This is a genomic window from Escherichia sp. WS2035 (genome assembly GCF_046487065.1).
Taxonomy (GTDB): Bacteria; Pseudomonadota; Gammaproteobacteria; order Enterobacterales; family Enterobacteriaceae; genus Escherichia; species Escherichia coli.
In genome coordinates this window covers 32,129-55,811 of sequence record NZ_JBJQKD010000017.1, presented here as the reverse complement: position 1 = coordinate 55,811, position 23,683 = coordinate 32,129, and the positions used below count along the sequence as shown (strand labels likewise).

The 23,683-nt window shown below is 49.7% G+C and carries 23 protein-coding genes and 1 pseudogene; 11 read left to right on the top strand and 13 right to left on the bottom strand.

Features of this window, described 5'->3' with window-relative positions; all coding sequences use genetic code 11:
- Positions 1-35: 35 nt before the first annotated feature.
- The 3 genes from yiiM to sodA all read right to left on the bottom strand — a co-directional run bounded on the left by yiiM (position 36) and on the right by sodA (position 2,722).
- Complete coding sequence (yiiM, locus tag ACJHX4_RS22235) at positions 36-710, bottom strand: 6-hydroxyaminopurine reductase (RefSeq protein ID WP_001270242.1); 675 nt, start codon at positions 708-710, stop codon at positions 36-38.
- A gap of 148 nt (positions 711-858) precedes the next feature.
- Complete coding sequence (gene kdgT, locus ACJHX4_RS22230) at positions 859-1,842, bottom strand: 2-keto-3-deoxygluconate transporter (RefSeq protein ID WP_001166063.1); 984 nt, start codon at positions 1,840-1,842, stop codon at positions 859-861.
- Between the two features lie 259 nt (positions 1,843-2,101).
- Positions 2,102-2,722 (bottom strand): superoxide dismutase [Mn], encoded by a 621-nt coding sequence (sodA, locus tag ACJHX4_RS22225; protein ID WP_001296619.1) that lies wholly within the window; start codon positions 2,720-2,722, stop codon positions 2,102-2,104.
- A gap of 284 nt (positions 2,723-3,006) precedes the next feature.
- Here sodA and rhaT point away from each other — a divergent pair, with 284 nt between their 5' ends.
- On the top strand, positions 3,007-4,041 hold the full coding sequence (rhaT, locus tag ACJHX4_RS22220) for an L-rhamnose/proton symporter RhaT (RefSeq protein WP_000063507.1): 1,035 nt from the start codon (positions 3,007-3,009) through the stop codon (positions 4,039-4,041).
- Here rhaT and rhaR read toward each other — a convergent pair.
- Both rhaR and rhaS read right to left on the bottom strand, forming a co-directional pair.
- Entirely contained in the window at positions 4,038-4,886 is an 849-nt protein-coding gene (gene rhaR, locus ACJHX4_RS22215; RefSeq protein WP_001298410.1) for an HTH-type transcriptional activator RhaR, read from the bottom strand. The genes rhaT and rhaR overlap by 4 nt on opposite strands.
- 73 nt (positions 4,887-4,959) lie before the next feature.
- Entirely contained in the window at positions 4,960-5,796 is an 837-nt protein-coding gene (gene rhaS / locus ACJHX4_RS22210) for an HTH-type transcriptional activator RhaS (RefSeq protein ID WP_000217147.1), read from the bottom strand.
- A gap of 287 nt (positions 5,797-6,083) precedes the next feature.
- Between rhaS and rhaB the strand changes: the two genes are divergently transcribed.
- From rhaB to rhaM, 4 genes are all read left to right on the top strand, one after another.
- Complete coding sequence (gene rhaB, locus ACJHX4_RS22205; RefSeq protein WP_000144100.1) at positions 6,084-7,553, top strand: rhamnulokinase; 1,470 nt, start codon at positions 6,084-6,086, stop codon at positions 7,551-7,553.
- The gene (gene rhaA, locus ACJHX4_RS22200; protein WP_001296617.1) at positions 7,550-8,809 is read left to right on the top strand and encodes an L-rhamnose isomerase; all 1,260 of its coding nucleotides are present in this window, start codon (positions 7,550-7,552) and stop codon (positions 8,807-8,809) included. Before rhaB ends, rhaA begins: the two co-directional genes overlap by 4 nt.
- 266 nt (positions 8,810-9,075) lie before the next feature.
- A complete protein-coding gene (rhaD, locus tag ACJHX4_RS22195) occupies positions 9,076-9,900 on the top strand; it encodes a rhamnulose-1-phosphate aldolase (RefSeq protein WP_001179746.1) in 825 nt (274 codons plus the stop codon).
- Between the two features lie 9 nt (positions 9,901-9,909).
- On the top strand, positions 9,910-10,224 hold the full coding sequence (gene rhaM / locus ACJHX4_RS22190; RefSeq protein WP_000619499.1) for an L-rhamnose mutarotase: 315 nt from the start codon (positions 9,910-9,912) through the stop codon (positions 10,222-10,224).
- A gap of 40 nt (positions 10,225-10,264) precedes the next feature.
- Here the strand turns inward: rhaM and ACJHX4_RS22185 are convergent, their stop codons facing one another.
- From ACJHX4_RS22185 to fdhD, 3 genes and pseudogenes are all read right to left on the bottom strand, one after another.
- Positions 10,265-11,659 (bottom strand): carbohydrate porin, encoded by a 1,395-nt coding sequence (locus ACJHX4_RS22185; RefSeq protein WP_000749934.1) that lies wholly within the window; start codon positions 11,657-11,659, stop codon positions 10,265-10,267.
- Positions 11,660-12,012: 353 nt separating this feature from the next.
- Positions 12,013-12,567 (bottom strand): annotated as a pseudogene (locus ACJHX4_RS22180) (DUF3829 domain-containing protein); the annotation flags it as partial.
- Between the two features lie 87 nt (positions 12,568-12,654).
- Positions 12,655-13,488: a formate dehydrogenase accessory sulfurtransferase FdhD gene (gene fdhD / locus ACJHX4_RS22175; protein ID WP_000753589.1), complete on the bottom strand. Its 834-nt coding sequence runs from the start codon at positions 13,486-13,488 to the stop codon at positions 12,655-12,657.
- Positions 13,489-13,681: 193 nt separating this feature from the next.
- Between fdhD and fdnG the strand changes: the two genes are divergently transcribed.
- Genes fdnG through fdhE form a run of 4 tightly spaced genes read left to right on the top strand, consistent with a single transcriptional unit; the run spans position 13,682 to position 19,205 of the window.
- A complete protein-coding gene (gene fdnG, locus ACJHX4_RS22170; protein WP_077633686.1) occupies positions 13,682-16,732 on the top strand; it encodes a formate dehydrogenase-N subunit alpha in 3,051 nt (1,016 codons plus the stop codon).
- 12 nt (positions 16,733-16,744) lie between these two features.
- Positions 16,745-17,647 (top strand): formate dehydrogenase O subunit beta, encoded by a 903-nt coding sequence (gene fdoH, locus ACJHX4_RS22165; RefSeq protein WP_000331383.1) that lies wholly within the window; start codon positions 16,745-16,747, stop codon positions 17,645-17,647.
- Positions 17,644-18,279, top strand: coding sequence for a formate dehydrogenase cytochrome b556 subunit (fdoI, locus tag ACJHX4_RS22160; protein ID WP_000829013.1), 636 nt, complete (start codon positions 17,644-17,646; stop codon positions 18,277-18,279). Before fdoH ends, fdoI begins: the two co-directional genes overlap by 4 nt.
- Positions 18,276-19,205 (top strand): formate dehydrogenase accessory protein FdhE, encoded by a 930-nt coding sequence (fdhE, locus tag ACJHX4_RS22155; RefSeq protein ID WP_000027696.1) that lies wholly within the window; start codon positions 18,276-18,278, stop codon positions 19,203-19,205. The genes fdoI and fdhE overlap by 4 nt, the downstream gene beginning before the upstream one ends.
- 181 nt (positions 19,206-19,386) lie before the next feature.
- On the opposite strand, the gene ACJHX4_RS22150 is transcribed toward fdhE, so the two are convergent.
- Positions 19,387-19,629, bottom strand: coding sequence for a CopG family transcriptional regulator (locus ACJHX4_RS22150; RefSeq protein ID WP_001068514.1), 243 nt, complete (start codon positions 19,627-19,629; stop codon positions 19,387-19,389).
- Between the two features lie 289 nt (positions 19,630-19,918).
- Here ACJHX4_RS22150 and ACJHX4_RS22145 point away from each other — a divergent pair, with 289 nt between their 5' ends.
- A complete protein-coding gene (locus ACJHX4_RS22145) occupies positions 19,919-20,767 on the top strand; it encodes a DUF6708 domain-containing protein (protein WP_001038650.1) in 849 nt (282 codons plus the stop codon).
- 24 nt (positions 20,768-20,791) lie between these two features.
- On the top strand, positions 20,792-21,532 hold the full coding sequence (locus ACJHX4_RS22140; protein ID WP_000608806.1) for a hypothetical protein: 741 nt from the start codon (positions 20,792-20,794) through the stop codon (positions 21,530-21,532).
- Between the two features lie 184 nt (positions 21,533-21,716).
- Here the strand turns inward: ACJHX4_RS22140 and ACJHX4_RS22135 are convergent, their stop codons facing one another.
- The 4 genes from ACJHX4_RS22135 to ACJHX4_RS22120 form a co-directional block, all read right to left on the bottom strand.
- Positions 21,717-21,935 (bottom strand): CopG family transcriptional regulator, encoded by a 219-nt coding sequence (locus tag ACJHX4_RS22135; RefSeq protein ID WP_001251293.1) that lies wholly within the window; start codon positions 21,933-21,935, stop codon positions 21,717-21,719.
- A gap of 396 nt (positions 21,936-22,331) precedes the next feature.
- Positions 22,332-22,610, bottom strand: a complete 279-nt coding sequence (locus ACJHX4_RS22130; RefSeq protein ID WP_001296612.1) for a hypothetical protein — start codon at positions 22,608-22,610, stop codon at positions 22,332-22,334.
- 358 nt (positions 22,611-22,968) lie between these two features.
- Positions 22,969-23,259 carry a NadS family protein gene (gene nadS / locus ACJHX4_RS22125; RefSeq protein ID WP_000356397.1) on the bottom strand — a complete coding sequence of 97 codons (291 nt, stop codon included), beginning with the start codon at positions 23,257-23,259 and terminating at the stop codon, positions 22,969-22,971.
- Positions 23,260-23,571 (bottom strand): hypothetical protein, encoded by a 312-nt coding sequence (locus tag ACJHX4_RS22120; protein WP_000897302.1) that lies wholly within the window; start codon positions 23,569-23,571, stop codon positions 23,260-23,262.
- Between the last annotated feature and the right edge of the window lie 112 nt (positions 23,572-23,683).

Here is a 23,683-nt window from a genome sequence, read left to right as displayed (position 1 = left end):
CGCTGATAGCGTCTTATCAGGCCTACACTCCGGGGTTATTTTCCCCACAAACGGCGGGAAAAATCTTCGATCTTGCCGCTCAGTCGGCGCTTTTGCATCGTTCGCGTCCAGCTTTTCGATAACCCTGCAACGGAGAGTAAACGGTGATACTGATCGTCATCAAACGGCATATGCCATGCGATGGCGGCAGCCTCCTGCACGGTCACATCGCTGACACGGGAAACCAACTCCAGTGGCGCATCAGCAGATACCAACCCTGGTGCAATTACGCTATACAACCACCCCACTTTACCCGTGTTTTGCATCAACTGCGCTATATCGCTGATATCAAAATGGTAATTGAGTTTATAGCAAGGTGAGCGTGGCTGGCTGACCTGAATTAATGCCTCTCCCCAGCGGAAAATATCACCAATATAAACATTACTTTCCGTCAGACCGTCGGTTGAGAGATTTTCGCCAAACGCAGGCGCAACAAACAGCTCCGCCTGTTCCGGAAATTCCCGCGCCCAGTAGAGATAATGCTCACGAGGATAATGACACAGCGCTCTGTCTGGCCCGCCGTGGATCTTTTTCTCCGCCTGTTCGTCACCTTCCAGCCCCAGGTCCGTCAGCATCAACTCACCATCAACCTGGATTTTGGCAATTGCGCTGGGTTTGCCTTCGGGATAAGCCTGAATCTTGCCTGTGTATACATCAACCGGATATCGCATCTGTTCCCTCTCCACGAGAAATTTCCCCATTAGACCATATTTATTTTATGTCAGGCGTGCTGTTTTCGCGGTAAGTATCCAGGCAGAAACGCAATTGAAAACCGGACGAACGTTAGTTCATCCGGCTGTGGGGATTAAGGAAGCTGGTTTATTTCACCGTACCTAAAATTTCGATTTTCGCCGCTCTGGCTTTGACTTTACGTGACCAGATAGAGGTAAGAATTGGCACCAGAATCGAAGTCACAATGACCGCCGTCGCTACCAGCGAAGTTGCTGCCGGAGCCATAGGTTTAAACGCAGGCACCATTTCTGCAATCAGCACAGGTGTCGCTACCGCGGCCCCAGCGGAACTGGAAGCGGCAATTCCGGCAGTGCCATCGCCACCGCCAATCAATTTATCGGCGATAATCAACGGAATACCGGTCACGATAATTACTGCCACACCCAACAGGATCCCCAGCAAACCTGTCTGGGCAATTACAGTCAAATCAATGGTATTGCCCAGTGCGAAGGCAAAGAATGGAATCAGCGTCTGCACCGCTTTGCTGAAAAATTCTCGTAACTCAGGGTCAAGGTTCCCCAGGGCAAAGCCCACCAGGAACGGCAATACTGCGCCGACGAAAACATGCGGTTCAAACGAGGCAATCCCGGCAGTGCCCAGAATAATCATCGTCATGAGCGGCCCGGACTCCAACGACATCAACACAAATGCCCCAGCTTCTTCTTTTGTGCCGTACTGCTGCATGATGGAAGCGTAAAGTCCGCCGTTGGTCATATCCATCGCCGCCACCAGCGCCAACGTTGAAAGTCCGGCAAAAAATCCAACTTCAACACCATGTTCCGGAATAATGCGCGAGGCAATTGCCGCAACCACCCACGCGACGGCAATTTTAGTTACCACCAGCGTACCGGATTTACGCAGTACCGTTCCCGTCGCGCTTAATTTTATTGACGCCCCCATGCAAAAAAACCACACCGCCAGAATGGGCACCGTACCGGTAATCATCCCGTTGGTGAATGATCCAAAATATTTCCCCGCCCCCGGCGAGAAGGTGTGGCACAGTGCGCCAAGGAATAGCGGGACGAGCATCATCCCCCCCGGGATTTTCTCAATCGAGCGTTTTATCTGCATTTCCATCACCTGTCGGCATATTTTTAAGGGCTGATGCGTCATTCCTCAACGGAGCATCAGTGTTGATGGAAACGAAGATAAACATTCATTTGATCAATAAAAGTGATCAAAACCACATCAATTGAAACGATGTTTTATTTTTATCGGATCGTTGTTTTTATTTTGAAAGTGATCACAAAAAAACCACCGCCGTTGGCGATGGTTCATTTTTTAAGCTGCAATGCGGCGTAAACGCCTCATTGCAGCAGGCGTCAAATGATTATTTTTTCGCCGCGAAACGTGCCGCTGCTTCGTCCCAGTTCACCACGTTCCAGAACTCTTTAATGTAGTCCGGACGGCGGTTCTGGAATTTCAGGTAGTAAGCATGTTCCCACACATCCAGGCCCACAATCGGGAAGCCGGAAGCGCCAGAAATGGCTTCGCCCATCAGCGGAGAGTCCTGGTTAGCAGTAGAAACCACCGCCAGTTTATCGCCTTTTTGCACCAGCCATGCCCAGCCGGAACCAAAGCGGGAAGCTGCCGCTTTTTCAAATTCTGCTTTGAAATTATCAACGGAACCGAAATCACGTTCGATAGCCGCTTTCAGGTCGCCCTGCAGGGTGGTGCCTTTTTTCAGACCTTTCCAGAACAGACTGTGGTTAGCGTGACCGCCAGCGTTATTGCGCAGTACGGTTTTCTTGTCTGCTGGCAGCTGGTCCAGTTTGGTGATCAGCTCTTCAACCGGCAGGTTAGCGAATTCTGGCAGGCTTTCCAGCGCCGCATTGGCGTTGTTAACGTAGGCCTGATGGTGTTTGGTGTGGTGGATTTCCATGGTCTGCTTATCGAAGTGCGGTTCCAGGGCATCGTAAGCATACGGCAGGGATGGCAGGGTATAACTCATATTCATCTCCAGTGTGGTCGGGCGGCCGATTGTTAATGCCGCGTAAGCAGTTGGTTCATTATAGTTAATTAAATGATATTGAAAATGATTATCAATGCCGTACTTTTCATAAGGGTATGGTTTTGCAGGAAAATGCCCAAGATGTGAAGCAAATCACCCACTTAATGCCGTGATTGCCAGTAAATCGGCAGCGGCGGCAACAGGCGAAAGGTTAATCGACAGCTCAATTTTTACACTCATCTCGTCGGAGATGTGACGCGACGAAAAATGATGAGGATAAGAAGATGAGTAACGCGATTACGATGGGGATATTTTGGCATTTGATCGGCGCGGCCAGTGCAGCCTGTTTTTACGCGCCGTTCAAAAAAGTAAAAAAGTGGTCATGGGAAACCATGTGGTCAGTCGGTGGGATTGTTTCGTGGATTATCCTGCCGTGGGCCATCAGCGCCCTGTTACTACCGAATTTCTGGGCGTATTACAGCTCATTTAGTCTCTCTACGCTGCTGCCTGTTTTTCTGTTCGGCGCTATGTGGGGGATCGGTAATATCAACTACGGCCTGACCATGCGTTATCTCGGCATGTCGATGGGAATTGGCATCGCCATTGGCATTACGTTGATTGTCGGTACGCTGATGACGCCAATTATCAACGGCAATTTCGATGTGCTGATTAATACCGAAGGCGGACGCATGACGTTGCTCGGCGTTCTGGTGGCGCTGATTGGCGTAGGGATTGTAACTCGCGCCGGGCAGTTGAAAGAGCGCAAGATGGGCATTAAAGCCGAAGAGTTCAATCTGAAAAAAGGGCTGGTGCTGGCGGTGATGTGCGGCATTTTCTCTGCCGGGATGTCCTTTGCGATGAACGCCGCAAAACCGATGCATGAAGCCGCTGCCGCGCTGGGCGTCGATCCCCTGTATGTCGCTTTGCCAAGCTATGTTGTCATCATGGGCGGCGGCGCAATCATCAACCTCGGCTTCTGCTTCATTCGTCTGGCCAAAGTGAAAGATTTGTCGCTAAAAGCCGACTTCTCGCTGGCAAAACCGCTGATCATTCACAATGTGTTACTCTCAGCACTGGGCGGGTTGATGTGGTATCTGCAATTCTTTTTCTATGCCTGGGGCCACGCCCGCATTCCGGCGCAGTATGACTACATCAGCTGGATGCTGCATATGAGCTTCTATGTATTGTGCGGCGGTATCGTCGGGCTGGTGCTGAAAGAGTGGAACAATGCAGGACGCCGTCCGGTAACGGTGTTGAGCCTCGGTTGTGTGGTGATTATTGTCGCCGCTAACATCGTCGGCATCGGCATGGCGAATTAATCTTTCTGCGAATTGAGATGACGCCACTGGCTGGGCGTCATCCCGGTTTCCCGGGTAAACACCACCGAAAAATAGTTACTATCTTCAAAGCCACATTCGGTCGAAATATCACTGATTAACAGGCGGCTATGCTGGAGAAGATATTGCGCATGACACACTCTGACCTGCCGCAGATATTGATTGATGGTCATTCCAGTCTGCTGGCGAAATTGCTGACGCAAAACACGCTCACTGCATGATGCCTCATCACAAAATTTATCCAGCGCAAAGGGACTTTTCAGGCTAGCCGCCAGCCGGGTAATCAGCTTATCCAGCAATGTTTCGCTGGATGTTGGCGGCAACGAATCACTGGTGTAACGATGGCGATTCAGCAACATCACCAACTGCCCGAACAGCAACTCAGCCATTTCGTTAGCAAACGACACATGCTGACTACTTTCATGCTCAAGCTGACCGATAACCTGCCGCGCCTGCGCCATCCCCACGCTACCTAAGCGCCAGTGTGGTTGCCCTGCGCTGGCGCTAAATCCCGGAATCGCGCCCTGCCAGTCAAGATTCAGCTTCAGCCGCTCCGGGCAATAAATAATATTCTGCAAAACCAGATCGTTAACGGAAGCGTAGGAGTGTTTATCGTCAGCATGAATATAAAAGAGATCGCCACGGGTAATGCGATAAGGGCGATCGTTGAGTACATGCAGACCATTACCGCGCCAGACAATCACCAGCTCACAAAAATCATGTGTATGTTCGGCAAAGACATCTTGCGGATAACGGTCAGCCACAGCGACTGCCTGCTGGTCGCTGGCAAAAAAATCATCTTTGAGAAGTTTTAACTGATGCGCCACCGTGGCTACCTCGGCCAGAGAACGAAGTTGATTATTCGCAATATGGCGTACAAATACGTTGAGAAGATTCGCGTTATTGCAGAAAACCATCCCGTCCCTGACGAATATCACGCGGTGACCAGTTAAACTCTCGGCGAAAAAGCGTCGAAAAGTGGTTACTGTCGCTGAATCCGCAGCGATAGGCGATGTCAGTAACGCTGGCCTCGCTGTGGCGTAGCAGATGTCGGGCTTTCATCAGTCGCAGGCGGTTCAGGTAACGCTGAGGCGTCAGTCCCGTTTGCTGCTTAAGCTGCCGATGTAGCGTACGCAATGAAAGAGAAAATTGAGCCGCCACTGCATCCCAATTCACCTCATCGGCAAAATGGTCCTCCAGCCAGGCCAGAAGCAAGTTGAGACGTGATGCGCTGTTTTCCACGCTCTCCTGCAAACTGCTTTTACGCAGTAAGAGCAGTAATTGCATAAACAGAATTTCACGACTGGCGGTCGAGGGTAAATCATTTCCCTCTTCTTGTTGTTCCAACTGTGCAACCAGTTGGCGCACCTGCTGTAATACGCAATGGTTAACGCGCCAGTGAGACGGATACTGCCCATCCTGCTCTTGTGGCAGCAACTGATTCAGCCCGGCGAGAAACTGAAATCGATCCGGCGAGCGATACAGCACATTGGTCAGACACAGATTATCGGTATGTTCATACAGATGCCGATCATGATCGCGTACGAAACAAACCGTCCCACCGGTGATGGTATAGGGCTGCCCATTAAATACATGAATACCCGTGCCATGTTCGACAATCACAATTTCATGAAAATCATGATGATGTTCAGGAAAATCCGCCTGCGGGAGCCGGGGTTCTATCGCCACGGACGCGTTACCAGACGGAAAAAAATCCACACTATGTAATACGGTCATACTGGCCTCCTGATGTCGTCAACACGGCGAAATAGTAATCACGAGGTCAGGTTCTTACCTTAAATTTTCGACGGAAAACCACGTAAAAAACGTCGATTTTTCAAGATACAGCGTGAATTTTCAGGAAATGCGGTGAGCATCACATCACCACAATGAAGCAAATTGTGAACATCATCACGTTCATCTTTCCCTGGTTGCCAATGGCCCATTTTCCTGTCAGTAACGAGAAGGTCACGAATTCAGGCGCTTTTTAGACTGGTCGTAATGAAATTCAGCAGGATCACATTATGACCTTTCGCAATTGTGTCGCCGTCGATCTCGGCGCATCCAGTGGGCGCGTGATGCTGGCGCGTTACGAGCGTGAATGCCGCAGCCTGACGCTGCGCGAAATCCATCGTTTTAACAATGGCCTGCATAGCCAGAACGGTTATGTCACCTGGAATGTGGATAGCCTGGAAAGTGCCATTCGCCTTGGATTAAACAAGGTGTGCGAGGAAGGGATTCGTATCGATAGCATTGGGATTGATACCTGGGGCGTGGACTTTGTGCTGCTCGACCAGCACGGTCAGCGCGTGGGTCTGCCCGTTGCTTACCGCGATAGCCGCACCAATGGCCTAATGGCGCAGGCACAACAGCAACTCGGCAAACGCGATATTTATCAACGTAGCGGCATCCAGTTTTTGCCCTTCAATACGATCTATCAGCTACGTGCACTGACAGAGCAGCAACCAGAACTTATTCCACACATTGCTCACGCTTTGCTGATACCGGATTACTTTAGTTATCGCCTGACCGGCAAGATGAACTGGGAATATACCAACGCCACGACCACGCAACTGGTCAATATCAATAGCGACGACTGGGACGAGTCGCTACTGGCGTGGAGCGGTGCCAACAAAGCCTGGTTTGGTCGCCCGACGCATCCGGGTAATGTCATAGGTCACTGGATTTGCCCGCAGGGTAATGAGATTCCGGTGGTCGCCGTTGCCAGCCATGATACCGCCAGCGCGGTTATCGCCTCGCCGTTAAACGGTTCACGCGCCGCTTATCTCTCTTCTGGCACCTGGTCATTGATGGGCTTCGAAAGCCAGACGCCATTTACCAATGACACGGCGCTGGCAGCCAATATCACCAACGAAGGCGGGGCGGAAGGTCGCTATCGGGTGCTGAAAAATATTATGGGCTTATGGCTGCTTCAGCGAGTGCTTCAGGAGCGGCAAATCAACGATCTTCCGGCGCTTATCGCCGCAACACAGGCACTTCCGGCCTGCCGCTTCATCATCAATCCCAATGACGATCGCTTTATTAATCCTGACGAGATGTGCAGCGAAATTCAGGCTGCGTGTCGGGAAACGGCGCAACCGATCCCGGAAAGTGATGCTGAACTGGCGCGCTGTATTTTCGACAGTCTGGCGCTGCTGTATGCCGATGTGTTGCATGAGCTGGCGCAGCTGCGTGGTGAAGATTTCTCGCAACTGCATATTGTCGGCGGCGGCTGCCAGAACACGCTGCTCAACCAGCTGTGTGCCGATGCCTGCGGTATTCGGGTGATCGCCGGGCCTGTTGAAGCCTCGACGCTCGGCAATATCGGCATCCAGTTAATGACGCTGGATGAACTCAACAATGTGGATGATTTCCGTCAGGTCGTCAGCACTACCGCGAATCTGACCACCTTTACCCCTAATCCTGACAGTGAAATTGCCCACTATGTGGCGCAGATTCACTCTACACGACAGACAAAGGAGCTTTGCGCATGACCACTCAACTGGAACAGGCCTGGGAGCTTGCGAAACAGCGTTTCGCGGCAGTAGGGATTGATGTCGAGGAGGCACTGCGCCAACTTGATCGTTTACCCGTTTCAATGCACTGCTGGCAGGGCGATGATGTTTCCGGTTTTGAAAACCCGGAAGGTTCGCTGACCGGTGGTATTCAGGCTACTGGTAATTATCCGGGCAAAGCGCGTAATGCCAGCGAGCTGCGTGCCGATCTGGAACAGGCTATGCGGCTGATTCCGGGGCCAAAACGGCTTAATTTGCATGCCATTTATCTGGAGTCAGACACGCCAGTCTCACGTGACCAAATCAAACCAGAGCACTTCAAAAACTGGGTTGAATGGGCGAAAGCCAATCAGCTCGGTCTGGATTTTAACCCCTCCTGTTTTTCACATCCGCTAAGCGCCGATGGCTTTACACTTTCCCATGCCGACGACCGCATTCGCCAGTTCTGGATTGACCACTGTAAAGCCAGCCGCCGTGTTTCAGCCTATTTTGGTGAGCAACTCGGCACACCGTCGGTGATGAACATCTGGATCCCGGATGGCATGAAAGATATCACCGTTGACCGTCTCGCCCCGCGTCAGCGTTTGCTGGCAGCACTGGATGAAGTGATCAGCGAGAAGCTAAACCCTGCGCACCATATCGACGCCGTTGAGAGCAAATTGTTTGGCATTGGCGCGGAGAGCTACACGGTTGGCTCCAATGAGTTTTACCTGGGGTATGCCACCAGCCGCCAGACGGCGCTGTGCCTGGACGCCGGGCATTTCCACCCGACTGAAGTGATTTCCGACAAGATTTCCGCCGCCATGCTGTATGTGCCGCAGTTGCTGCTGCACGTCAGCCGTCCGGTTCGCTGGGACAGCGATCACGTAGTGCTGCTGGATGATGAAACCCAGGCGATTGCCAGTGAGATTGTTCGTCACGATCTGCTCGACCGGGTGCATATCGGCCTCGACTTCTTCGATGCCTCTATCAACCGCATTGCCGCGTGGGTCATTGGTACACGCAATATGAAAAAAGCCCTGCTGCGTGCGTTGCTGGAACCTACCGCTGAGCTACGCAAGCTGGAAGCGGCGGGCGATTACACTGCGCGTCTGGCGCTACTGGAAGAGCAGAAATCGTTGCCGTGGCAGGCGGTATGGGAAATGTATTGTCAGCGTCACGATACGCCAGCGGGTAGCGAATGGCTGGAGAACGTGCGGACTTATGAGAAAAAAATTTTGAGTCGCCGCGGGTAAACACTGCCGGATGCGGCACAAGTGCCTTATCCGGCCTACGGGTCGGCAATAGTTGTAGGCCTGATAAGACGCGACAGCGTCGCATCAGGCATTGATTGCCGGATGCGGCACGAGTGCCTTATCCGGCCTACGGGTCAGCAACAGTTGTAGGCCTGATAAGACGCGACAGCGTCGCATCAGGCATTGATTGCCGGATGTGGCGCGAGTGCCTTATCCGGCCTACAGGTCGTGCATCCGACAACACCGAATTAACAGGAACACAGAACATGCAAAACATAACCCAGTCCTGGTTTGTCCAGGGAATGATCAAAGCCACCACCGATGCCTGGCTGAAAGGCTGGGACGAGCGCAACGGCGGCAACCTGACGCTGCGCCTGGATGACGCCGATATCGCACCATATCACGACAATTTTCACCAACAACCGCGCTATATCCCGCTCAGCCAGCCCATGCCTTTACTGGCAAATACACCGTTTATTGTCACCGGCTCCGGCAAATTCTTCCGTAACGTCCAGCTTGATCCTGCGGCTAACTTAGGCATCGTAAAAGTCGACAGCGACGGCGCGGGCTACCACATTCTTTGGGGGTTAACCAACGAAGCCGTTCCCACTTCTGAACTTCCGGCTCACTTTCTCTCCCACTGCGAGCGCATTAAAGCCACCAACGGTAAAGATCGGGTGATCATGCACTGCCACGCCACCAACCTGATCGCCCTCACCTATGTACTTGAAAACGACACCGCGGTCTTCACTCGCCAACTGTGGGAAGGCAGCACCGAGTGTCTGGTGGTATTCCCGGATGGCGTTGGCATTCTGCCGTGGATGGTGCCCGGCACGGACGAAATCGGCCAGGCAACTGCACAAGAGATGCAAAAACATTCGCTGGTGTTGTGGCCCTTCCACGGTGTGTTCGGCAGCGGGCCGACGCTGGATGAAACCTTCGGTTTAATCGACACCGCAGAAAAATCAGCACAAGTATTAGTGAAGGTTTATTCGATGGGCGGCATGAAACAGACCATCAGCCGTGAAGAGTTGATAGCGCTCGGCCAGCGTTTCGGCGTTACACCACTCGCCAGTGCGCTGGCGCTGTAAGGAGCAAACATGATCCGCAAAGCCTTTGTCATGCAGGTAAACCCCGACGCCCACGAAGAGTATCAGCGTCGGCATAATCCCATCTGGCCGGAACTGGAAGCAGTGCTGAAATCTCACGGTGCGCATAACTACGCCATCTATCTCGACAAAGCGCGTAATCTGCTATTTGCCACGATAGAGATTGAATCTGAAGAGCGGTGGAATGCGGTTGCCAGTACAGATGTTTGCCAACGTTGGTGGAAATATATGACCGACGTTATGCCCGCTAATGCGGATAACAGCCCAGTCAGTAGCGAACTGCAAGAAGTGTTTTACCTGCCTTAATGAGTTGCGGTGCCGGAAAATATCCAGCACCGCCCTTTCATCAGAAGAAGTATTTAAAGCGAACGCGTGCGCCGTAACGGTCATCACTATCGTCGCCGTGTATCTTATCGCCGTCGCTATCCAGAATGGAGTAATACGTGCCGAGGTAAATATTAAAGTTCTCCATATCCATCACATTAGCGAACTGATAAGACGCATGAATGGTGTGAATGTTGTATGTTCCTTCATCATCAATCCAGCAATCGTTATCACAAACCACGCCACTAAATTCATCAATCTTATTATGTGCGTAGATATAACCCAGCTCGAAACGTTTCCACAGCGCGTTAATCCCAGCGGTGAAATCTTTCTCATTATTAGCATCTAAATAGGCGGTATTAAGATTAACCACGATGCCATTTTCCGGATCGGTTTTCAGGCCATTCCAGGTCATGCTCATGCCATAACCGGTACGATCGGACTGATCGACAAAATTACCCTTGCTATCGGTATAACCATAAGCATTATTTACCACGTTCGCTTCCATCGCTGCGGAAACGGTGAATTCTTCCGTCGGCGACCAGGCAATTACCGGACGCAGATAAGCAACATTTTTCTGCTGTTCCATATCGCGTCCATGATAATTACCGTCGTTATATAAAGATGTTCCGTCTTCCAGTAACGTGTTTAATTCAAAATACCAGTTATCGAGTTGTTTGCTGACGAGGAAATTACCGCCAGCGTTAGAACGCCCGCGGCCCTCTTTCATCATATAGATATAACCGCTGCCATCGTCATAAAGATCGTTCGCAGTATTACCGGAATGTTCAACAAAGGTATCCTGATTCAGCGGGAACATATCGTAGGCTTCAAAACGGCCTACTTTGACCTTCCAGTCGTTTTCTTTGCCAAAGAAGAAAACCGCATCATCGATATTTACTGAACCGTGCATATCCCCCAGCGGTTGTGCGGAGAACCCAGCGAAATAGCCATTATCCAGTTTTCGCATACCATCAAAACCTAACAGAATACGACCATTGAGATTCCACTGTTCATTAGTGGGATCGCTATTCACATCAGCGTTGGTCATTGCCAGCAGGCCATGATTACTTTCCGCATCCATATTAAATTCTACGTCACCGTAGATTTTTAAATCGCCATACCCTGAAAGCAGGAGATTAGGCGGGGTGGCGTTTTTCTTCTCTGACTCCGTCGTTGATTGACCGTTTACCGGCGTGTTGCCCTGTGCGGTTTTAATTTCGCGGATCTCGGCGGCTTGTTGTGTCTGAAGCTGTTTAACCTGCCCCTCTGCTTTTGCTGCCCGCATTTCTGCCGCTTCCAGGCGTTCTTCCAGCAATGCCATGCGTTGTTCCAGCGTTAAATGCTGTGTTTTTGCCATACCGGTACTACATGCCAATAATAAACCGATGGCTAAAGATAATGTCGATTTTTTCATTATTTACGTTCCCTGAAATAAAGGAGACCCTACGCTTTCCAAAAGGAATACGTATATAGAGAAATATAAGGTGTGCACTTTCGAATTTTTAATCCAACTTCAGCAGGCCGATGGATAGTATCCCGCCATATAATATGAGTAAATCCGCTGATTTCCTGGAACGTGAGGAATATAACAATAGTGCCGTTTTTAACTAAATATCGTAAAAAATATTAGATATGATTCACGCTGACTCATAAGCCACAAATATAAATAACGCTTAAACAAATTATCTGAGATATTTTAACATTCACAAAATCATTAAATAATGATACTTTATTCACAAAATTTATCCTTCACTCTGCTTTATATTGTTACGACTTCGTGACATATCCGTGCTCATCACAAACCCGCCCCGCGATTACAATTAACTGAAATATTTCATCGACCATTTCGTTGTAATCGCATAACGCTCGTGGAAATGAGTCTTCGGCCATCCAGCTTGAGTTTGCGTCCTGAAGTTGCTCTTTATCCCAGTCAGAGTACGGGACTTTATCTCTGATGCGGCGAACGTATTTTTTAGCCTCGAGTTGATACTGGCCTGCCGAATTAATAAACGAGAAATTCATGCCGCTTTTATCCGCTTCTTTGGCTTGCGCCACCAGCGTTTCCAGTTCAGACACTTTCTTCATTGCCGCTTCTGCATCAAACTTATCTTGCGATATCAGGTTATTAATTTGTTTCGCTGAAATCATGACTGCCAGAGAGTAGTAGTGGAATGTTTTCCCTTTCGCAAACGCATCGTCTTTATAATTTTCCTGGGTGTAATATTTATCCATTTCGTTAATGGTATTACCCAACGCTACGGCAGCATCAATATAACTCACCGCCACGCCATCAATAGGTTGCAGCGCAGGCATTAACGCCACTACACGCGTTTTGTTTATAAAAAAATAACAAAATTCACGAAATGAATAAGTCCTGTAATTTAATATATATCGCAGGACTTATTTTAATTAATTGCTCAAACGCTGCGGATGGGTATAAACCGTCGCCCGACCCGGTTTACAAAAGCCCACCAGCGTCAGATTACAGCGCTCAGCCACTTCTACAGCAAGTGTGGTCGCGGCAGACACCGCAAACAAAATCTCTACGCCGCACATCGCCGACTTTTGCACCATTTCATAACTGGCACGGCTGGAAACCAGCACCGCACCTTGCTGCCAGCTTTCCCCTTCTTGTGATCGGCGGCCTAACAGTTTGTCCAGCGCCACATGGCGACCCACGTCTTCATGCCCGCCGACCAGTTCGCCAGATGGCAACATCCATGCAGCGGCGTGAGTACAACCAGTCAGTTGCCCCACTGGCTGGAAATCATTGAGATGACGTAATGCATCATCCAGTTTGTTGAGATCAAACGTCTGGGTGAACGGCAGCGGCTGCACCGGTTTACCGATATCGTTAAGCTGTTCTACACCGCATACGCCACAGCCCGTACGTCCCGCCAGCGCCCGGCGACGTTCCTTCAACCCCATAAAGCGGCGGCTGGAAAGCTCAATTTGTACTTCCAGGCCATTACAGGAAGGAACGACATCCATGCCGAAGATATCGCGCGGGCTTTCGATAATTCCTTCGGAAAGCGAAAAACCGAGCGCAAAGTACTCAAGGTCTTTGGGCGACGCCATCATCACCACGTGCGAAATGCCGTTGTAGACCAGCGCAACGGGAACTTCTTCCGCCACCTCATCTAACCGTGGGTGTTGTAAATCATCACGCCGCCATAACTCAATTTGACGAACACCTGTGATATTTGTCACATTCTCGATTTCTTTTTGCTGTGTTTTTTTCACTTTCTATTAACCAGATAAGAACACACACACCAACATTATGGTATTCTGTTACAAACCCTTCCTGGATGGAGGGAAATTGAGCCAATTCTGGACCTTTGCGGCCCCTTCCGCAAAGAAAAATAACTCCCACTCCCTGCACACGCAGCAAGCGAATGTAAATGGGACGTGACAATGTCGAAACAAGGAGCAATCCATGCAGGTCAGCAGAAGGCAGTTCTTTAAGATCTGCGCTGGCGGTATGGCAGGCACCACGGCAGCGGCACTGGGTTTTGCACCCAGCGTAGCACTCGCGGAAACCCGGCAGTATAAACTGCTGCGCACCCGCGAAACCCGTAATACCTGCACCTATTGTTCCGTAGGCTGTGGGCTGTTGATGTACAGCCTCGGTGACGGAGCAAAAAACGCCAAAGCATCTATCTTCCATATCGAAGGTGACCCGGATCACCCGGTCAACCGCGGAGCACTTTGTCCGAAAGGCGCTGGCCTGGTGGATTTCATCCACTCCGAAAGCCGTCTGAAGTTTCCGGAATACCGTGCGCCAGGTTCTGATAAATGGCAGCAAATCAGTTGGGAAGAGGCGTTTGATCGCATCGCCAAACTGATGAAAGAAGACCGCGATGCAAACTACATTGCGCAAAACGCCGAAGGCGTGACTGTTAACCGCTGGCTCTCCACCGGGATGCTGTGTGCTTCCGCGTCGAGCAACGAAACCGGCTATTTAACGCAAAAATTCTCCCGCGCGCTGGGTATGCTCGCGGTCGACAACCAGGCGCGTGTCTGACACGGACCAACGGTAGCAAGTCTTGCTCCAACATTTGGTCGCGGTGCGATGACCAACCACTGGGTCGACATCAAGAATGCCAACCTCGTCGTGGTGATGGGCGGTAACGCCGCTGAAGCTCACCCGGTCGGGTTCCGCTGGGCGATGGAAGCCAAAATTCACAACGGCGCGAAGCTGATTGTGATCGATCCTCGCTTTACGCGTACAGCGGCGGTGGCTGACTACTATGCCCCTATCCGTTCCGGTACTGACATTGCTTTCCTGTCAGGCGTATTGCTGTACCTGCTGAACAATGAAAAATTCAACCGCGAATACACCGAAGCCTATACCAACGCTAGCCTGATCGTGCGTGAGGATTACGGCTTTGAAGATGGCCTGTTCACCGGCTACGACGCGGAAAAACGCAAGTACGATAAGTCCACCTGGACTTACGAACTGGACGAAAACGGCTTCGCCAAACGCGATACTACCCTGCAACATCCACGTTGCGTGTGGAACTTGCTGAAACAGCACGTTTCCCGCTACACGCCAGATGTGGTTGAAAACATCTGCGGTACGCCAAAAGACGCATTCCTGAAAGTCTGCGAATACATCGCAGAGACCAGTGCTCACGATAAAACTGCCTCGTTCCTTTACGCCCTCGGCTGGACGCAACACTCCATCGGTGCGCAGAACATCCGTACGATGGCGATGATCCAGTTGCTGCTCGGCAATATGGGGATGGCTGGCGGCGGCGTTAACGCCCTGCGCGGTCACTCCAATATTCAGGGGCTGACGGACCTGGGGCTGCTGTCGCAGAGTCTGCCAGGTTACATGACGCTGCCAAGCGAGAAGCAGACCGATCTGCAAACTTACCTTACCGCCAACACGCCGAAACCACTGCTGGAAGGCCAGGTTAACTACTGGGGCAACTACCCGAAATTCTTCGTCTCTATGATGAAGGCCTTCTTTGGTGATAAAGCGACGGCGGAAAATAGCTGGGGCTTTGACTGGTTGCCGAAGTGGGATAAAGGCTACGACGTCCTGCAATACTTCGAGATGATGAAAGAGGGCAAGGTCAATGGCTATATCTGCCAGGGCTTTAACCCTGTTGCCTCATTCCCGAACAAAAACAAAGTGATCGGCTGTCTGTCGAAGCTGAAATTCCTCGTGACTATCGACCCGCTGAACACTGAAACCTCTAACTTCTGGCAGAACCACGGTGAACTGAACGAAGTTGACTCGTCGAAGATCCAGACCGAAGTGTTCCGTCTGCCATCGACCTGCTTCGCGGAAGAGAACGGTTCAATCGTTAACTCTGGTCGCTGGTTGCAGTGGCACTGGAAAGGTGCGGACGCCCCGGGGATTGCGCTGACTGATGGCGAGATCCTCTCCGGTATCTTCCTGCGCTTGCGCAAGATGTATGCCGAACAGGGTGGCGCGAACCCGGACCAGGTGCTGAACATGACCTGGAACTACGCCATCCCGCATGAGCCGAAGTCGGAAGAAGTGGCGATGGAGAGCAACGGTAAGGCGCTGGCCGATATTACCGATCCGGCAACCGGTGCGGTTATTGTCAAGAAAGGCCAACAACTTAGCTCGTTCGCTCAACTGCGCGATGACGGTACAACCTCCTGTGGCTGCTGGATTTTCGCCGGTAGCTGGACGCCAGAAGGCAACCAGATGGCGCGTCGTGATAACGCCGATCCGTCTGGCCTCGGTAACACGCTGGGCTGGGCATGGGCATGGCCGCTTAACCGCCGCATTCTGTATAACCGCGCCTCCGCAGATCCGCAGGGTAACCCGTGGGATCCGAAGCGTCAGTTGCTGAAATGGGACGGCACTAAGTGGACCGGCTGGGATATTCCGGACTACAGCGCAGCGCCTCCGGGCAGTGGCGTCGGGCCGTTTATCATGCAGCAGGAAGGCATGGGGCGTCTGTTTGCCCTCGATAAGATGGCGGAAGGTCCGTTCCCGGAACACTACGAGCCGTTTGAAACGCCGCTGGGAACTAACCCGCTGCATCCAAACGTTATCTCGAATCCGGCGGCGCGTATCTTTAAAGACGATGCCGAAGCATTGGGGAAAGCCGATAAGTTCCCGTATGTCGGAACCACCTATCGTCTGACCGAGCACTTCCACTACTGGACCAAACACGCGCTGTTGAACGCGATTTTGCAACCAGAGCAGTTTGTGGAAATCGGGGAGTCGCTGGCGAATAAACTTGGCATTGCCCAGGGCGATACTGTGAAAGTCTCCTCCAACCGTGGCTATATCAAAGCCAAAGCGGTAGTGACCAAACGTATTCGCACGCTGAAAGCAAACGGCAAAGATATCGATACCATCGGTATTCCGATTCACTGGGGCTATGAAGGTGTTGCGAAAAAAGGCTTTATTGCCAATACGTTGACGCCATTCGTCGGTGATGCGAACACGCAGACGCCGGAGTTTAAGTCCTTCCTTGTGAATGTGGAAAAGGTGTAACGGAGACGACATATGGCTTATCAATCGCAAGATATCATTCGTCGTTCCGCGACTAACGGTCTGACCCCCGCGCCTCAGGCGCGGGACTTCCAGGAAGAAGTGGCGAAACTCATCGACGTTACCACCTGTATCGGCTGTAAAGCCTGTCAGGTGGCGTGTTCAGAGTGGAACGACATTCGCGATACCGTCGGCAATAACATTGGGGTGTACGACAACCCCAATGATTTAAGTGCCAAATCGTGGACGGTGATGCGATTCTCGGAAGTGGAGCAGAACGACAAACTGGAATGGCTGATCCGCAAAGACGGCTGTATGCACTGTTCCGATCCAGGCTGCCTGAAAGCATGCCCGGCGGAAGGGGCAATTATTCAGTATGCCAATGGTATCGTCGACTTCCAGTCCGAGCAGTGCATCGGCTGCGGTTATTGCATCGCAGGGTGCCCGTTCAACGTGCCACGCCTCAACCCGGAAGACAACCGCGTCTACAAATGTACGTTGTGCGTTGACCGCGTGGTGGTTGGGCAAGAACCGGCCTGCGTGAAGACCTGCCCAACGGGCGCGATTCACTTCGGTACGAAAGAGTCGATGAAAACGCTGGCGAGCGAGCGCGTGGCGGAGCTGAAAACCCGCGGTTACGACAATGCGGGTCTGTACGATCCGGCAGGCGTCGGTGGTACACACGTTATGTACGTACTGCACCATGCTGACAAGCCAAATCTGTATCATGGCTTGCCGGAGAACCCGGAAATCAGCGAAACCGTGAAATTCTGGAAAGGCATCTGGAAACCACTCGCAGCTGTTGGCTTTGCGGCTACCTTCGCAGCCAGTATCTTCCACTACGTGGGTGTCGGTCCGAACCGTGCGGATGAGGAAGAGAATAATCTGCACGAAGAGAAAGACGAGGAGCGCAAATGAAACGACGTGACACCATCGTGCGCTACACCGCGCCGGAACGTATCAACCACTGGATCACCGCCTTCTGCTTCATCCTGGCGGCGGTGAGCGGGCTGGGCTTTTTGTTCCCGTCCTTCAACTGGTTGATGCAAATCATGGGCACACCGCAGCTGGCACGAATTCTGCATCCGTTTGTCGGCGTGGTTATGTTTGCCTCGTTCATCATCATGTTTTTCCGTTACTGGCATCACAACCTAATCAATCGGGATGATATCTTTTGGGCGAAGAATATTCGTAAGATCGTCGTCAACGAGGAAGTAGGTGACACCGGGCGTTATAACTTCGGTCAGAAATGCGTTTTCTGGGCGGCGATTATTTTCCTGGTCCTGTTGCTGGTGAGCGGCGTGATTATCTGGCGTCCTTATTTTGCGCCTGCTTTCTCAATCCCGGTGATCCGATTCGCGTTAATGCTGCATTCATTTGCCGCAGTGGCGTTAATTGTGGTTATCATGGTGCATATCTACGCCGCCCTTTGGGTGAAAGGCACGATTACCGCCATGGTGGAAGGATGGGTGACCAGCGCATGGGCAAAGAAACATCACCCGCGCTGGTACCGTGAGGTCCGCAAGACAACGGAAAAGAAAGCTGAATGAGTATTCGCATAATCCCGCAAGATGAGCTGGGTTCGAGCGAGAAACGTACGGCGGATATGATTCCGCCGTTATTGTTCCCTCGGCTCAAGAATTTATACAACCGCCGCGCCGAGCGTCTGCGCGAGCTGGCAGAACATAATCCGCTGGGTGATTACCTGCGCTTTGCTGCGCTTATCGCCCACGCCCAGGAAGTGGTGCTGTACGACCATCCGCTGGAGATGGATCTGACCACGCGCATTAAAGAAGCCAGCGCACAAGGCAAGCCCCCGCTGGATATTCACGTTCTGCCGCGTGATAAGCACTGGCAAAAGCTGCTGATGGCGCTGATTGCTGAGCTGAAACCTGAAATGAGCGGCCCGGCGCTGGCAGTGATTGAGAATCTGGAGAAGGCATCGACTCAGGAGCTGGAAGATATGGCCAGCGCACTGTTTGCCTCTGATTTCTCGTCCGTCAGCAGCGATAAAGCGCCGTTTATCTGGGCTGCGCTGTCGCTCTACTGGGCGCAGATGGCTAATCTGATCCCCGGCAAAGCCCGCGCTGAATACGGCGAACAACGTCAATATTGCCCGGTATGTGGCTCTATGCCGGTGTCCAGCATGGTGCAAATTGGCACCACTCAGGGTCTGCGTTACCTGCACTGCAACCTGTGTGAAACTGAATGGCACGTAGTGCGCGTAAAATGCAGCAACTGTGAACAGAGCGGCAAACTGCATTACTGGTCGCTGGATGACGAACAGGCCGCGATTAAAGCCGAAAGCTGCGATGACTGCGGCACTTACCTGAAGATTCTTTATCAGGAAAAAGAACCGAAAGTTGAAGCCGTGGCAGATGACCTCGCCTCTCTGGTACTGGACGCGCGAATGGAGCAAGAAGGCTATGCCCGTAGTTCCATCAACCCGTTCCTGTTTCCGGGTGAAGGGGAGTAATCTCTGACGTTTTCCGGGTGGCGCAGGTCGCCCGGATTACAGTTCATAGGGTGTGACGACACTATCTCTCGTATTCCGCGTTACCTCCTCAAGCTATGCCGCCAGTGCCTGTTTGGCCTCAATTTTCACGCTGAGAAAATCGATAAGGATATCGATATCAAATAGCCAAATCTTTTTGCCATTACCATTTCTCGCGCAGCTTACGCAGGTATTCGACACCATCTTCCTCACACCCTTGCCAGATGCCAGGAACACTGGTTCTTGCTGTTTGCGATTGATTTACCAGGTATTGATCTACCGCTTCCCGTAATAGGTCTGCACGCGGAAGATTACGCTGCACCTCAAGATCATCAAGTTGCTTAATCACCTCATTCGATAAATCGAGTAAAATTCTGCTCATATCCATACCTGCCAGAGGGTTCATAAATATCTCGCCAATATCATTTTGAATCTATGGAGAGAAAAGTACCCTTGTCGAATCTTTAAAGAAAGCGCATTTACGCATCACTTTTTATTTTTGCGAGGCGTTTTCCAGATACGATGTAACAGTTGCAGTTATTACGAAAACCAGTAAAAAATGGAAGTGAAAACAGTCGTGTGAAAATTTCTACTCTTTCTGAATTTACTCTATAAAGTTGCCTTTCTCACATCCAATAGCTTAATGTCATCTACCAAGAAAAAACGATAAGTCGTCAGGGAACGGAACAGATATAATGAATAAAAACGAATCAATTTCTTACACCGAAATGCAAAAATTTTTTGCCAGAGAAATTAAGGAAGTAGGCGGTAGGCCCATCACTTCTAAGAATTTAGAGTTAAGTCTGCTACCCATTCACGCCAGGGAAAACCTTTCTGCGCCAGAAATGCCGTGGTATACCGAAGTTAATGATATCTATATGGAGTTCAGACGCTCACCATTCTGGATGGTTGCCGGTTATGTATTCCTGGGATTTATGCTTTCACTACTTTCCATCTCGATATTATCTATTGTTGCATTCTCATTTTATGAGATGGGCTTTAATAGTGACTTGTTATTTCTGTATCTACTTGCATTTGTGCTTGGCTGTTTTATATTACCTGGCGCTGCAAAAATTGCTTTTTTCACGCCACATTATCTTCCTATAAGATTTAACAGAAAAACACAAAAAATTTATGTTTCAGATTTAATTATTGAAGGCAATATCTTCTTTGGAAAAATAAAACTCACTTTTCATGAATATGACTGGAAAGATGTTGAAGGTTGGGAGGTGAGTAGACATTTCAGTAAAAGTATGCCTTACAATGGATTACATCTGGTAGTTAATAGAGAAAATGATATAAATGCACTGCGACAGACACGCGTTTATACAACCCGTGCACCGTGGAGTGCACAAGAAATGGCAAGACAAAAGAACTATATCCCCCAAATATGGCTTTATTGCCATAATTATATGGCTTATAAAACTGTGTCTGGTGCAAAGAACAAACCACAACCATTTATTTTTTTAAGAAACAATTGGCTATTTAAATGGCCAAAAGAAATGGATAAACGTTCCAGAAGCTCAAAGATACTGTCTGAATAAGCATAATAATGAAGGATTTCGACTATGATTAACAAACTTACTCTTCCTTGGCCGGTATTATTTTTAGAATTTTTTGTGCGAGAAGTTGCCTTTAAGGGTAAGGGAATTGTTCGTTCTACATTACCAGCAGATGCCCATTTTTATACCGGTGGGTCAAAAGCCCTGCGTTATCACCTACAACCAGGAAACCAATGGCCAAACTATATATGGCATGATGATATAGGTGATATTGTACCGTTTCCTCTACCCTCGCTTCCGCTTACATTTACCGCTAACCGACCCACATTTAATTCCAGAGAATTAGCGGATAAATGGATGAAGGATAATATTCATACCGCTGTCATCATGGCGGGGGAATTTCTGTCTGCTAATGAATGGATTCGCCGCAAAAACCAGCTTAAAACTAGTGTACACCCTGCGTCAGTTGCTTCTTTCGCACCCTATGGCTTTAACATTAACCAGTGTGATGACGATGGCAATCTTTGGACTAATTTCCCACGTCCCCACATCAAATTAAAAATCGCACCAGGAAAAACAGCTTGTTTTCTCTGCCGCCGGGAAGAGCTTTTATTTGGTTATGATGAAGCACATAATCACTACCAGCCGAATCTTAATCTGGTTTTATTTGTGAAAAATCATGGGTTGCATAAGGATGTTTACCTAAAATCTCATGACGATAAAAGTGAATACGATAGCAGAATATTATGTAACGAAAAATTTACCACTTATGATTTCCGTAAAAACCGGTCCAGATACAGCTTTTGATAGTTTATTATCCTGGATGATATCAGGAGCGATATCTATAAAGTTTATGCATTCCCTGTGATCAATTTTTCCTGTTAGTGAGCACAAATTCAATCTGATTGATGCCAGAATAAAGGCATCTGGCATGTTGATTTTATGTTCCAGAATGACAAAACATTGCTGTTAATAAGCACGACTCTTTTTGTCATTCCTCATGCCACTTACCCTGTTCTTCAACACCAACTACCTCACCCCTTTGCCTGTCACTTTTTGCCTTACGCACCGGAAATTGCTGACGCTCCAGATATTGCTCTACCGCTTCGCGTAAAATTGCAGAGCGCGAAACCTTACGCCAGCCCCGAAGCTTGTTCAGCCGTTTAATTGCCTCTTCTGATAAATGAAGAAAAACCGTATTCATCGCCATTGCCACCACCTTACATATATTACTCATTAATGTATGTGCGAAAATTACGCCGAAAAATCATTTAAAAAAAGCGGATTTTTGCATGTCGTTTTGTTTTTGCGAGACTGCATCCAAAGATAATGTAACAGTTGCAGTTATTTCAATTGTTACTCAAAAATGGTTTATTACTTTTAATTAAGCGGGGGCACATCTACAGAAAAGAAACAACAAATAATAAGGATGAATTATGGATGCTATAAATATTTTATATTCAAGAATATTTTTTTGATTGGGTCTTCATTTGCTTCATCAGGATGGTGTACCCGAAAAAGTCAGCAGCTTTACCGCACCAGGGGTTAAGGTGAAATCTACCATTCATAACGACCGGTCAGTGCCGCACCAACCGGTCTTTAATTGTTAGTAGTAGTAAATTTGTGGATAACAGTCCGGGAACCAGACGATTCCTTCCGGATCATCCCCCTGCATTACCCGATGACATTGGCGTCGATCATCTGCGCGACGGCGAAGCGTAGTATAGAGCCGCTTCCATTCATGATCGCCCGGTGTACTGTAGTTTACCCAACAATCCATTGAAGGGTGACGCCATTTACCTGTAAGTGTTGGGATCCCTGAATGCTTATGCGGCTTCGCTTTACCATTACGATCCCTATCTTTACGCGTATTAAACGTGGACATTTTTAGTCTCCTGTTAAGAGTTCTAAAAATGTGCTTCCTTAAAATAGTTCATCATTTTCCCTTAATTCGCATAGCGTGCTTTTGCACGAATTTCCGATACGCGGGGACCATTATGATAGCGTCGATGCCCACACATCCAACAAGAACAAATACAGGGAGTACGAAAGCAAATACCTGATGCTTTTTTGCTTCCATCGCCTGCAGTGCGATAACGACAGCGGATTTTTTTTAATCGCACCATATGATGGCGACGTTCAGCACGATTACGGGTCATAGCAAAACTCCTGAACAGGCGGCACTATGCCGCTTTCATAGGAGTTCTGAATGCTGGTGCTTTCTGTATGGCATAACCATGCCTCTAACGGTTAAGTGCTTGCAGCACATGTTGCGGATCATTGGCAATCGCTCGCAGCAAAGCCTTTGCAGGCCCGGTCGGTGAACGTCGCCCCTGCTCCCAGTTACGCAACGTGTCTACGCTTACGGAAATAAGATCGGCAAATTTAGATTGTGACAACCCTGAAGCGCGGCGTATTTCTTTGATTTTCATAGCATCAACTTCAAAAGTCCGTGAAGGCTGTCGCGTTCCTTCAATAATTTCATTCATCTGGGCCATGCTGTGAGTCAACCGCTCAAAAAGTGCCTTATCCATTTACCACCTCGTATTTAACAACCGGAGCATTGCTTTTTCCTGGGGAGACAGATCATCTTTAATACCCTTACGATAAATAAGCAGTAATCTGATCTCATAATGTTTAACCTGATGAAAGTAAATAACCCTGACACCAGCACGTTTCCCCTTTCCTCCTGAGACCCATCGAACCTTTCTTAACCCACCAGTTTCAGGTATTACCTCACCATAGTCAGGATTCAAGGCCAGGAAAAACTGAAAACGACTGAATTCATCGTCGTTCAGCAGTTTTTGAACATCTTCAGTAAAAATTTCCGTTTCGATGAAGAGCATAATTATACGCCATTGGCTTAGAGCAACAATCCTTTTTGTACGTCATTGACGTACCATTGAAACCACTAGCTTACTGATAGTGCTCCAGCAAAACCACGTCTCTGCCGGGTTT